Here is a 13028-nt window from a genome sequence, read left to right on the forward strand (position 1 = left end):
TTAATTACATAATAATTCAATTGTAAATTGTTGATTTTAAAACAATAGCTTGATTTAAATAAACTTATTGGATTATAGTGGGTTAATTATGCGTTTTGCTTTGAGGAAAAAATGACCATGAATGAGGCAGATGCCCGCCCAACGAACTTTATTCGTCAAATTATTGACGAAGATCTGGCTACTGGGAAACATGATAGCGTTCATACGCGTTTCCCACCTGAACCTAATGGCTATCTTCATATCGGCCATGCGAAATCAATTTGCCTGAATTTTGGTATTGCTAAAGATTATCAGGGAAAATGTAATCTACGTTTTGATGATACCAATCCAGTAAAAGAAGATATTGAGTATATCAACTCAATTCAAAAAGATGTTCAGTGGTTAGGTTTCCAATGGGAAGGTAGCATTCATTACTCCTCAGATTATTTTGATCAGCTTTATCAATATGCAATTGAGTTGATTAATAAAGGCTTAGCTTATGTCGATGAGTTGAGCGCTGAAGAAATTCGTGAATACCGCGGTACATTAAAAGAGCCTGGTAAAAACAGCCCTTATCGCTCACGTAGCGTAGAAGAGAACTTAGCACTATTTGAAAAAATGCGTGCTGGTGGCTTTGAAGAAGGTAAAGCGTGTTTACGTGCGAAAATTGATATGGCATCACCGTTTATTGTTATGCGTGATCCGGTGCTTTATCGTATTAAATTTGCTGAACACCACCAAACTGGAAATAAATGGTGCATTTATCCAATGTATGATTTTACCCACTGTATTTCTGATGCACTGGAAAATATCACACATTCTTTATGTACTTTAGAATTCCAAGATAACCGTCGTTTATATGATTGGGTGCTGGATAATATCACTATCCCTTGTCATCCTCGTCAATATGAATTCTCACGTCTTAACCTTGAATACACAGTGATGTCAAAACGTAAGCTGAATCAGCTTGTGACAGAAAACATTGTGAATGGTTGGGATGACCCTCGTATGCCAACGATCTCAGGCTTACGTCGTCGTGGTTATACAGCAGAATCTATTCGTGAGTTCTGCCAACGTATTGGTGTGACTAAACAAGAAAATAATGTTGAAATGGCTGCATTAGAATCTTGTATTCGTGATGATTTAAACGAAAATGCACCACGTGCAATGGCGGTTATCGATCCGGTTCGTTTAGTGATTGAAAATATGCCTGAAGGCGAAGAGATTTTAACTGCGCCGAATCACCCAAATAAGCCGGAAATGGGTACGCGTGAAGTGCCATTTAGCCGTGAAATTTATATTGATCGTGCAGACTTCAAAGAAGAAGCAAACCGTCAATATAAACGTCTGGTGCTAGGTAAAGAAGTACGTTTACGTAATGCTTATGTTATTAAAGCCGAGCGTGTTGAAAAAGACGAGCAAGGTGAAATCACAACCATTTACTGTACTTATGATGCTGAGACTTTAAATAAAGATCCTGCTGATGGACGTAAAGTAAAAGGCGTTATTCACTGGGTGAGCATTCCACACGCTATTCCTGCTGAAATCCGTCTTTATGACCGTCTATTTAGTGTGCCAAACCCAGCGGCAGAAGATGATTTCTTATCAACAATTAATCCTGAATCTTTAGTTATTCGTGAAGGTTTTGTTGAACGTAGCTTAAAAGATGCCGCTATCGAAAAAGCGTATCAATTTGAGCGTGAAGGCTACTTCTGTGTTGATAAGCTTTCAACGGCGGATAAACTTGTGTTTAACCGTACCGTGGGCTTACGCGACACTTGGGCGAAGATTTCTCAACAAGGTTAATTTAAACCTTATTTTGAGTTGTATTAAGTATCGTTAGTACCAAAATTAATAGGATGCTCGGTAATTAAGTTATCGAGCATTTTTTTATCTGTTTTCTTTTTAATGTTGTACGATTTTTCATCTATTTATATTTAATATTTATTCTTCTGGGATCAATTAATCTCAATTTTTTCATTTCAAACGATAACTTTTTATTTGTTTCAGTTGAAATAATTAACTTGTTATCACTTTATTCTTCCGTTTTTTCATACCATTTCATTAAATAAGACTGTAGTAAGAAAAGTGTGATTGAATGCACATATTTTACATCGTTAAAAAAGCTTATTTATAAGTACTACTTATTATTCCTTTTAATAAAAACGAAATCTAATATCGTTTAAAGATTGGTATAAAAACTAAATAAAATCAATTTGTTATATTTATTTTTAATAAGGGGTTCTAAAAACAAGAAAATGAAACGATCATTTAGTTATGTGCCCTTGGTCATATTTTGATAAAAATTCTCTTTTTTTGGTTGATAATTCGCGTCGCGAAAAATATGCTGTTTCTAACCTAATTTAGGTTTTTTCCCCACTTGGGGTTTTATATTTGGAAATAGGCATTGTGCTTATTTCTTTTTTAGTCAAAGTCAAAGAGGAAACAATGCTATGGTTATGCAACATGCTAAACCAGGCAGGGTGGCACTTGTCGTTATGGGCGCATTGCTTGTAACTGCACTACCTGCAAAAATGTCTCATGCTGAAGGATTTATTGATGACTCTACTCTAACAGGCGGCCTTTTTTATTGGCAACGTGATCGTGATAGAAAAGAGTTAACACCAAATAGTCCTGATTACGGCAAATACAAAGCTAACCTACACCATTCTACTTTCAACGCTAATCTAGATTTCTCTTCAGGTTACCTTGGTGATTTTATTGGTATTGATTTAGCTGCCTTTGGTGCGGCTGAATTGAATAATAGTGGTCCTGCGGCACCTAACGAAATCGGTTTTAGTGACGCAAAAAGTCGCTGGGATGAAAAATGGACTGGCGATCGCAGTGGCTTAAGCGTTTATAAAGCAGCTGCAAAATTCAAATTAGGCAATTTCTGGGCTCAAGGGGGATATATTCAACCTAAAGGTCAAACGTTATTGCGTCCACATTGGAGCTTCTTACCGGGAACTTACCGCGGTGCTGAAGCGGGTGCTGTTTTCGACTTCGATAAAAGCGGTGAATTATCTTTCTCCTATATGTGGACAGATGAATATAAAGCACCATGGTATCGGAATATGTATAACTTCCGTAAAGCTGATCTAGAAACCAATATCAGCTATCTTCACTCTTTTGGCGCCAAATATGATTTTAAAAACAGCCTAGTGTTAGAAGCTGCATTTGGTCAGGCCGATGGTTATATCGATCAGTATTTTGGTAAAGTTTCTTATGATTTCCCAATTGCTGATAATGCATTAAGAACATCTTATCAATTCTACGGCGCTAAAGATAAAGTGACCGGTGGTGGTGTTAATGACGTTTATGATGGGCTGGCATGGTTACAAGCACTGACTTTTGGTTATACCTACAATGTATTTGACTTCAAAGTAGAAGGAACATGGGTTAAAGCCGAAGGTAATCAAGGTTATTTCTTACAACGTATGACGCCGGGTTGGGCGACATCAAATGGTCGTCTTGATATTTGGTGGGATGGTCGTTCTGACTTTAACGCCAATGGTGAAAAAGCACTTTATGCGGGTGTAATGTACGATCTGAAAAATTGGGATCTATCTGGCTGGGCGGTAGGCACTTCTTATGTTTATGCATGGGATGCTAAGCCAAGTGGTAAAGCCATTTATGATCAAGGTCAGCGCATCAGAGAAAGTGCATGGAATGCGGATATTATGTATACGGTTCAAGAAGGTCGCGCTAAAGGGACACTCTTTAAGCTTCATTATACCCGTTATGATAACCATTCCGATATCCCAAGTTATGAAGGTGGTTTTGGTAATATCTTCCAAGATGAAAAAGACGTTAAGTTTAACGTAATTATGCCATTTACTATTTTCTAATATCAGAGTGAGGATAAAGTGCATTAATTGCACTTTATCCTGAATAAAATAAAAAGGTAAATACGATTACGATAAGTAAAAATAAGTAATAGAAAGAGTAGGGATAAATTAAAAAGAATAAATATTATTCTCAAAAATTAGCCTCGTTAATAAAGTGAAGTTGTCAGCAGCAGTAAGAAGTAAAGTCGTCATGTCATGCCGTCTGAGATAAATGTGAGTGGGTTATGTTTATCTCTTGTGCTTCAGTTATTTCGCAAAATTTGCGTAAGGTATTTACCCTAATAGGCAGTCAGAGTGGGTATCGTAGTGGGGGGTAAATACCTTTATTTTTAAATCCTTTCTTTTTCGTCCTTTTCATCCTTGTGCGTTTTTTCATTCTATGGCAAATTTCTTCTCATTCATTTTATCTCTCCTTAATTTATTATTCTGCATTGAATGCTATTTAATAATGCACGTTTTCAGGAAGAAGCATGTTAAAGCGATTGGATGATTTTTTATTAGAACCACCATTGAAGCCCTTTAGAGGTATAAAACGATTTATTGTTGAATTTCTTTTTTTTGGTGTGAAAGAAGCGCGTTCTTGTTTATTTGCGGGGTTTTTCTTTTTTATTTTATTTGCAACACCAAGTAAAGGAATATTAGGGATACCTCGTTATGACGTTTTACTCATTCTCGCTATTGCTTTCCAATTATGGATGGTATGGGGCAAACTCGAAACATGGGATGAATTAAAAGCGATCTGTTTTTTCCACATTGTTGGTTTTGTGATGGAATTATTTAAAACATCAGCGGCAATTGGATCGTGGAAATACCCTGATTTTGCTTACACTAAATTATGGGAAGTCCCTTTGTTTACAGGATTTATGTACTCCGCAGTAGGAAGTTATTTAATTCAAGCATGGCGTTTTTTAAAAGTACGAATTGAACATTATCCACCTTATTGGATGGCAACTTTGGTTGCGCTCGCTATCTATATTAATTTCTTTTCTCATCACTTTATCGGCGATTATCGCTGGTATTTAACTGCCTTTATTTTAGGTCTTTATGCTCGTAGTGTGGTTTACTTTACGCCTTATGATACAGAGCGAAAAATGCCACTATTATTGGCTTTTGTTTTAATAGGTTTCTTTATTTGGCTTGCTGAGAATTTCGGTACATTTTTTGGTGTATGGCAATATCCTAATCAAATGGGTGCTTGGTCTGCAGTACATGCAGGAAAATGGGGCTCTTGGTCATTGTTAGTCATTGTTACATTTACTATCGTGGTTCATTTAAAGCATATTAAACACAGCATCAGTGTAGCTAAGTAGAGTTATCCTCGGATTTTAGGCAATAAAAAAGGAACTGTTGGCAGTTCCTTTTTTTTACTGAGAGATTATCCAGAATGAATTATTTCTCATCATGTGCGTGGCTATCTTCTTTACAATTACCTTCAGCGCAGTGGCCATATAGATAAAGGCTATGATTGGAAAGTTTGATACCATGACGTTCAGCGATGTTTCTTTGGCGCACTTCAATCGCATCATCTGTAAACTCGATAACTTTACCACAATCAAGACAAATTAAATGATCGTGATGGTGTTGTTGAGTTAATTCAAATACTGATTTACCACCTTCAAAATTATGACGGGTAACAATACCAGCATCGTCAAATTGGTTTAAGACGCGATACACGGTTGCCAGACCAATCTCTTCACCGATATCGATGAGTTTTTTATAGAGATCTTCAGCACTGACATGATGGCACTCAGGATCCTGGAGCACTTCCAAGATCTTTAAGCGAGGAAGTGTAACTTTTAACCCAGCATTTTTTAACGCTTTATTATTGTCGGTCATGCGGATTTAATCCTGTTGCTAATGGTGAATTTAATTTTTGTGCTCACAAATAGGTTTTATTCATTAATACTCGGGTGAATAAATAACCTTATTGATTATAGGCATGATATTTAAAAATAAACACCCCACCTATCACACTATCTTAGCACACCATTGAATAATTATCATTCTCAATATTGAGAATTTATTTTATCCCAGAATTTCGTCTAAGCTCATTTCTTCTTTGATTTGAGCAACCCAAGCGTCAACACGCTCTTCGGTTAATTCTGGTTGACGATCTTCATCAATTGCAAGACCGATAAAATGATTATCATCAGCAAGTCCTTTAGAGGCTTCGAAATGATAACCTTCAGTTGGCCAATGTCCGACGATAACTGCACCACGAGGCTCAATAATATCGCGAATGGTACCCATTGCATCACAGAAATATTCTGCGTAGTCTTCTTGGTCACCACAACCAAATAGTGCAACAAGCTTACCATTAAAATCAATATCTTCTAGTGTTGGGAAAAAATCATCCCAATCACATTGTGCTTCACCATAATACCAAGTAGGAATACCTAGTAACAGAATATCGAACGCTTCGATGTCTTCTTGACTAGATTTTGCAATATCATGAACTTCGGCATTATCAGCGCCCAGTCTTTCTTGAAGCATTTTGGCAATATTTTCTGTGTTGCCAGTATCACTGCCGAAGAATATTCCTATGATTGCCATAAAGTGAGATAACCTCTTTTATTCTAAATTCGTTATATTTCAAATTGTAGCGTTATTGACTACGTCTATTCTCACAAGTTACATACTTTTTGTATGTTCCTAGTGACTCATTCACTTGTCACCTAGCTACACTTCAAAATATTTAGAGTATATTTGTCTGTGTTTGAACAATTACTAGTGAAAGATAAGCATTGTGTTTTCATAATAGAAAACTAAAAATGTATTTTGACGAAAATAGCAGGCTAATTCTGTCGAATTTGTGTGGTTTATCTGCTAGCTATTTTTGTTTTGATGCATTTTTAAGGCGTGATTTTGCGCCAATTGCTCTAGTAATATTTCTTCAATAAGTTCACTACGACTGACGTTTCTTTCTGTCGCTAACTCATTGAGAGCATTCACAGCATCTTCATTTAATTTTAACTCAACTCGACGTAACCCATTGACTCTATCACGTCTTAATTGATTGCGTTTATTAATTCTAAGCTGTTCATCCCGAGAAAGCGGGTTTGTTTTAGGTCGCCCAGGTCTGCGTTCATCTGCGAACAAATCCAGAGTGGTGCGATCAGTTTGTTCTTTTGCCATAAATTTTGCTGTGAAAGGGCGTATACCAATGACTAAATTGTGAAACGCCCAATAATACCCCACATAGTGATGTCTCGCCACTGCTTCCTGAATTTAACCTATTGTGATTTGGTCTTTTTATCAACAGACACTATTTTTAAGCACAATAATTATACACTCTATGACATTCTTATTTTTCAGTGGCGTTATTTTAAGCTATAACGTTTATTAATTAAGCTTTTTCTAAAAAACGACGAATGGCCTTAATAACGGTATCGGGTTTTTCTGAATGCACCCAATGCCCTGTGTTTGCGACAACAAAGGCGGTTGCGAGAGGAAATTGGCGAGCTATATTTTCACGATACTCATCTAAAATATAAGGTGATAAACCGCCACGAATAAATAATACAGGATGATGCCAAGCAGGCACCTCTTGCCAGCCAATAATGTCTGAATAAGCATTTTTTATTGCAGGTAAATTAAATAGCCACTGACCATTTTTGAATGATTTGAGTAAAAACTGGATCACACCTTCCTCTTCAATAAAAGGGCGCATGATTTCCATAGCATCTTGACGACGTGTGACTTGAGCTTCTGTTACGGCTTCAAGCGCAGCAAAAATTTTGTCATGACGGCGAACGTTGTAAGCAACAGGAGACATATCAATCACAACAATATTTGCGATACGTTCGGGGGCTAATGCTGTCATCGCCATTGCAATTTTGCCTCCCATTGAGTGCCCAATAATAATGGCTTTTGGGATAGCTAAATTATCAAGCAATGCAAGTACATCTTGCGCCATATCTTGATAATTCATACTTTCGCTATGAGGAGAGTGTCCATGGTTACGCACATCAATTTGTATCACGGTATTATCTTGACGAAGTGCGCGACTTAAAACGCCTAAATTATTGAGATCACCAAAGAGGCCGTGGATCAAGACGATAGGTAAATTAGATGCAGGCGCAGGTGTAGTTTCAGGTTGGTGTAATTGATAATTTAATAATGTATTGAGTTTCATATTAATGACCAAAATGATTGCGATTTTTTCTATGATGACATGCACAAGATGCTAAGCCAACTTATCGCAATAATATAAAAGAGTAATGAAACTCAGAAATAATTAATAAGATAAATTTATAAAAATCCATAAAATAATATTTTATAGATATATGCTCTAAAGTTATTTAAGAAATTGAAATGTTAACATTGCTAAAAAATAAATAGTCAGGATTTTATATTATTTGGTGGTTGGTGGTGTGATATGTTTGAATTTAAAACTGATTTTGTGTGAATAAGTTCAAAGAATAGAAGATGATACCAAGATAAACAATAGGATAAATACCGAGCTTAGCCTTTCAAACGGTAGGATCTTGAATAGATCTTCTTTAAGTTATTGAAATTTTACCTATTTTGTTTTTAAAGATTATATCTTATAATCCTAATTACTTTTTTTGAAAACAGTACTGGGTAGCAATGAAAAAGATAGAAATTGATGACGAACTTTACCGCTATATTGCTAGCGAAACTAGGCATATCGGTGAAAGCGCTTCAGATATTTTAAGGCGTCTACTGAAGCTCGATGCCAAACAGCCCGTACAACCAGTCGTCGTCACTGAGTCAGTACAAGCACCTGTTATGAAACAGGAAGCTGAACCTAAATCGATTACACCAGCAAAAAATCCGGTTCGTGAAATGCGAGAACTGTTGTTATCTGACAGCTATGCAGAAAAAACAAAATCAGTTGATCGTTTTTTACAGATCCTTTCTACGTTATATAGCCTAGATAGTGCTACTTTTACTCAATCTGCTGAAACAGTACATGGACGAACACGCATCTATTTTGCTGGTGATGAACAAACATTACTCGATAGTGGGCGTCATACAAAACCGCGCCATATTTCAGGTACGCCGTTTTGGGTTATTACTAACTCGAACACAGAGCGTAAAAGAACAATGGTACAAAGCATCATGCAGGATATGCAATTTCCTGCAAATGAGATTGATAAGGTGTGTGGAACTATCTAACCACTATTGTTAATTGATGCATTGCAAAGGCTTTTGTTTAAAGCGTGATTGTGATGTCTAATAGGAGAAGGTTCGTGGCAATTCATCCAAGAGCAGGGCAGCATACTCGTCAAAGTGATCTGATTAATGTGGCGCAATTAACGTCTCAGTATTATTCACTTAAACCACAAGCTAGCAATAACGCTCATCGTGTGAAATTTGGTACATCTGGTCATCGTGGAAGTGCAAATCGCCATAGCTTCAACGAAGCGCATATTTTGGCAATTGCACAAGCTATTGCTGAAGTACGTGCAAAAAATGGAGTAACAGGGCCATGTTATGTGGGTAAAGATACTCATGGACTGTCAGAGCCTGCGTTTATTTCTGTTTTAGAAGTACTCGCTGCCAATAAAGTGAAAGTGATTATTCAAGAAAATAATGGCTATACACCCACACCGGCAGTTTCTTTTTCTATTTTGACTTACAACGACGCACATCAAGATATTGCTGATGGCATTGTTATCACGCCATCACATAACCCACCTGAAGATGGCGGTATTAAATATAACCCATCAAATGGTGGGCCTGCTGATACTGACTTAACTTCGGTTATTGAAAAACGTGCTAATGAACTGCTTGAAAATAATTTAGCAGGGATCAAGCGTCTTTCGTATGATGAAGCATTGGCGAGTGGTTATATTGAAGCTCAAGACTTAATTATGCCTTATGTCAAAGCGTTAGGTGACGTTGTTGATATGGAAGCCATTAAGAAAGCCGGCTTAAAATTAGGTGTTGATCCATTAGGTGGTTCCGGTATTGAGTACTGGAAACGCATTGGTGAATATTATGGTCTTGATCTTGAATTGGTTAACGATCAAGTCGATCAGACATTCCGTTTTATGACGCTCGATCATGATGGCGTTATTCGTATGGACTGTTCATCACCATGGGCAATGGAAGGTTTATTACAACTGCGTGATAAATTTGACTTAGCTTTTGCCAACGATCCTGATTATGACCGTCATGGTATTGTGACACCGTCTGGTTTAATGAATCCTAACCACTATTTAGCGGCTGCAATTAACTATCTTTTCCGTCATCGTCCACAATGGACTAAAGATGTAAAAGTGGGTAAAACACTGGTTTCAAGTGCAATGATTGACCGTGTTGTGGCAGATTTAGGTCGTGAGCTAGTCGAAGTGCCTGTTGGTTTTAAATGGTTTGTTCAAGGCTTATTTAGTGGTGAGTTTGGCTTTGGTGGCGAAGAGAGTGCTGGTGCATCTTTCTTACGCTTTAATGGTAAACCATGGTCAACTGATAAAGACGGTATTATTTTATGTCTTTTAGCTGCTGAAATGAAAGCCGTCACAGGTAAAGATCCGCAAGAACATTACAATGAATTAGCACAACGTTTTGGTTCACCAAGCTATAATCGTATTCAAGCATCAGCAACCCATGAACAAAAAACACTGTTGTCACGTTTATCCCCTGAAATGGTGACTGCTAGCACATTAGCTGGCGACCCAATTACAGCTCGTTTAACACATGCTTCAGGTAATGGCGCGTCAATTGGTGGCTTAAAAGTGATGACCGATTACGGTTGGTTTGCGGCTCGTCCTTCTGGTACTGAAGAAGCCTATAAGATTTACTGTGAAAGCTTCCGTGGCCCCGAGCACCGTGAATTAATTGAAAAAGAAGCCATTGAAATAGTAAATAATGTTTTTGCTAACAAATAAATTAGTGCAATAAACGAGTTATATAGAATACACTCTACCTAAAAGTAGAGTGTATTTTTTTAATTATTGAATATTTTTAGATCACAGCATTGATATCCATCATTGAGGTTGATTTAGAATTAAAAATAAAGCGGATAATCAATATAATGCAAAATAATTTTGTTTTACGCAGTGTACGTTACATGCTGGATCTAAGTGATGCACATGTCGTAGAAATCATGAAACTAGCCGATTACACCGTCACAAAAGAGTTAGTCAATAGTTGGCTGAAAAAAGACGATGAACCTGAATTTGTCGAGTGTGACGATAATGCGATGGGACATTTTTTAAATGGCCTAATTTTTTATCGTCGTGGAAAAGACGAAAACTTCCCTGCACCTGAAGTTGAAAAGCGTATCACAAATAATATTATCCTAAAAAAACTGCGTGTCGCTTTTGAATTAAAAGATGTGGATATTCTAAAGATTTATGAGCTTGCAGACTTCCGTGTTTCTAAGCCAGAACTTAGTGCGATATTTCGTAAACCAGGACATAAAAACTACCGTAATTGTGGTGATCAGCTGGTAAGGTATTTTCTGAAAGGCTTAACTGAAACTCTACGTGGCAAAGGTAAAGCGGTTAAGAAATAAAGCAAAATATTTTAATCAAAATTACCTCCCTCTTTAAATAGAGGGATTTTTTTAATAAAACGCTCCGTAGCACAAGAACTCATATTTAATCTTAAACGCTATGTGTGTACATTTTATAATGATGAATTAGAGCAAAAGTGCTTATTGCTATTAATAAAAATTCTAATTTATTTAAAGAGTTAGCTAGATATATAATATCTTTAACCTTTCCTTTTACTGCTAAATTTGTCTTGTTTCGCAGTAAACTTGTATTTTTTAATATTCCATATCTCCTCCCATTTCCTCGCTGATTTAAAATTTTACCTTTTCGGTAACCTATGACTAGTGTTACTTATCACGATTTAAGATAAGTAAAAATATCGTTATTCAATTGTTAATAAAATTTATTGAATATTTCTTTTTTGTTTCCGTTCTGAAATTTAATTACATATCAAGCAAAATAAAGGTGATTTTTCGCACGAATTAAGTGGTCTGATCAGTAGTAAAATTTCATCAAATGAGGTAAAATTTCACCATTAAATTAATATCTATACAGGAGGGCACTATGCCAGCTTATAACGAATATACAAAAAAACATGTTTTAGCCCGTCGTTCTGGTGCTGTTGCGCTAGGTGTTGTGGCATTTCCTGTTATGATTTTTCATCCTAAACGTGCACAATTTTATAGCTATATACATCGTGTATGGTCTAAAACAAGTGATAAACCCGTTTGGTTGGCAAAATCAGAAATGGCGCTAAATAGCCACAAATAACAGAATATAAAATAACGCCTGCAAATGTGGGCGTTATTTTCATCCCGCTTTAAGTACTTTCCAGTGCGACCTTCTTGTTTTTCCTTATCTTCAAATAATCTTTAATTTTTACGTTACAATAAGCAGTAATAAGTCATTTAAACGAAGGCTATTAACCTAATGCTATTTATCTTATTGTTATATAAATAGTGGCATTCGTGATAACAGGGAAATAAATAAAATGAAGAATACTGATCTGGAATTGGTGATTAATGAAAAGTTAAGCATTGAGAACTTTCAAGATTATGCACCTAATGGACTTCAAGTTGAAGGACGTCCTCATATTCAAAAAATAGTAACGGGTGTAACGGCAAGCCAAGCATTACTTGATGAGGCTGTGCGATTAAACGCTGATGCCATTTTAGTACACCATGGTTACTTTTGGAAAAACGAGCCTGTTGTTATTCGTTCAATGAAGCGTAATCGCTTAAAGACATTACTTTGCAATGACATTAATCTTTTTGGTTATCACTTGCCGTTAGATGCGCACCCAATCTTAGGGAACAATGCTCAATTAGCGTTAAAAATGGGCGTTAAAGTTGAAGGTGAAATATTACCGTTAGTGCCTAAAGGCGTGTTTGATTTACCTTTAACACCGCTTGAATTAAAAGCACGTTTAGAAAAAGCGTTACAACGCAATGTATTGCATTGTGGTGATAATGCACCTGACGCTATTCGCAGTATTGCGTGGTGTACGGGGGGCGGACAAGGCTTTATTCAAGATGCCGCAGAGCAAGGTGTGGATGCCTTTGTAACAGGTGAAGTTTCAGAACAGACTATTCATATTGCAAGAGAAATGGGCGTTCATTTCTTTGCCGCTGGGCACCATGCGACAGAGCGTTATGGTATTAAAGCATTAGGTGAATGGCTTGCTCAAACACATCACTTCGATGTGACATTTGTTGATATTGATAATCCAGCATAA

The 13028-nt window shown here is 36.7% G+C and carries 12 protein-coding genes; 8 read left to right on the forward strand and 4 right to left on the reverse strand.

Going from position 1 to position 13028, the window contains the following annotated elements:
- The first annotated feature begins 117 nt into the window (after positions 1-117).
- The 3 genes from glnS (at position 118) to DK861_RS15290 (ending at position 5137) form a co-directional block, all read left to right on the forward strand.
- Complete coding sequence (gene glnS, locus DK861_RS15280; RefSeq protein ID WP_072062933.1) at positions 118-1785, forward strand: glutamine--tRNA ligase; 1668 nt, start codon at positions 118-120, stop codon at positions 1783-1785.
- Positions 1786-2432: 647 nt separating this feature from the next.
- Positions 2433-3827, forward strand: a complete 1395-nt coding sequence (locus DK861_RS15285) for an OprD family outer membrane porin (RefSeq protein ID WP_109400672.1) — start codon at positions 2433-2435, stop codon at positions 3825-3827.
- A 470-nt stretch (positions 3828-4297) separates the two neighbouring features.
- Positions 4298-5137, forward strand: coding sequence for a DUF817 domain-containing protein (locus DK861_RS15290; RefSeq protein ID WP_072062931.1), 840 nt, complete (start codon positions 4298-4300; stop codon positions 5135-5137).
- Positions 5138-5216: 79 nt separating this feature from the next.
- Here the strand turns inward: DK861_RS15290 and fur are convergent, their stop codons facing one another.
- The 4 genes from fur to ybfF all read right to left on the reverse strand — a co-directional run bounded on the left by fur (position 5217) and on the right by ybfF (position 7962).
- A complete protein-coding gene (gene fur, locus DK861_RS15295; protein WP_006537692.1) occupies positions 5217-5663 on the reverse strand; it encodes a ferric iron uptake transcriptional regulator in 447 nt (148 codons plus the stop codon).
- A 189-nt stretch (positions 5664-5852) separates the two neighbouring features.
- Complete coding sequence (gene fldA / locus DK861_RS15300; RefSeq protein ID WP_004244384.1) at positions 5853-6380, reverse strand: flavodoxin FldA; 528 nt, start codon at positions 6378-6380, stop codon at positions 5853-5855.
- A 273-nt stretch (positions 6381-6653) separates the two neighbouring features.
- Positions 6654-6962: a LexA regulated protein gene (ybfE, locus tag DK861_RS15305; protein ID WP_036912278.1), complete on the reverse strand. Its 309-nt coding sequence runs from the start codon at positions 6960-6962 to the stop codon at positions 6654-6656.
- Between the two features lie 211 nt (positions 6963-7173).
- Positions 7174-7962 carry an esterase gene (ybfF, locus tag DK861_RS15310; RefSeq protein ID WP_109400673.1) on the reverse strand — a complete coding sequence of 263 codons (789 nt, stop codon included), beginning with the start codon at positions 7960-7962 and terminating at the stop codon, positions 7174-7176.
- Positions 7963-8417: 455 nt separating this feature from the next.
- Here ybfF and seqA point away from each other — a divergent pair, with 455 nt between their 5' ends.
- The 5 genes from seqA (at position 8418) to DK861_RS15335 (ending at position 13028) form a co-directional block, all read left to right on the forward strand.
- Positions 8418-8969 (forward strand): replication initiation negative regulator SeqA, encoded by a 552-nt coding sequence (gene seqA, locus DK861_RS15315; RefSeq protein ID WP_109400674.1) that lies wholly within the window; start codon positions 8418-8420, stop codon positions 8967-8969.
- A 74-nt stretch (positions 8970-9043) separates the two neighbouring features.
- Positions 9044-10684, forward strand: a complete 1641-nt coding sequence (pgm, locus tag DK861_RS15320; RefSeq protein ID WP_109400675.1) for a phosphoglucomutase (alpha-D-glucose-1,6-bisphosphate-dependent) — start codon at positions 9044-9046, stop codon at positions 10682-10684.
- A gap of 146 nt (positions 10685-10830) precedes the next feature.
- Positions 10831-11313 carry a DUF1456 family protein gene (locus DK861_RS15325; protein ID WP_109400676.1) on the forward strand — a complete coding sequence of 161 codons (483 nt, stop codon included), beginning with the start codon at positions 10831-10833 and terminating at the stop codon, positions 11311-11313.
- A 544-nt stretch (positions 11314-11857) separates the two neighbouring features.
- A complete protein-coding gene (locus tag DK861_RS15330) occupies positions 11858-12064 on the forward strand; it encodes a YbfA family protein (protein WP_006537681.1) in 207 nt (68 codons plus the stop codon).
- Positions 12065-12284: 220 nt separating this feature from the next.
- Entirely contained in the window at positions 12285-13028 is a 744-nt protein-coding gene (locus DK861_RS15335) for a type 2 GTP cyclohydrolase I (protein WP_072062926.1), read from the forward strand.

Origin of the sequence: Proteus sp. TJ1640 (genome assembly GCF_003144445.1) — a bacterium.
Taxonomy (GTDB): domain Bacteria; phylum Pseudomonadota; class Gammaproteobacteria; order Enterobacterales; family Enterobacteriaceae; genus Proteus; species Proteus penneri.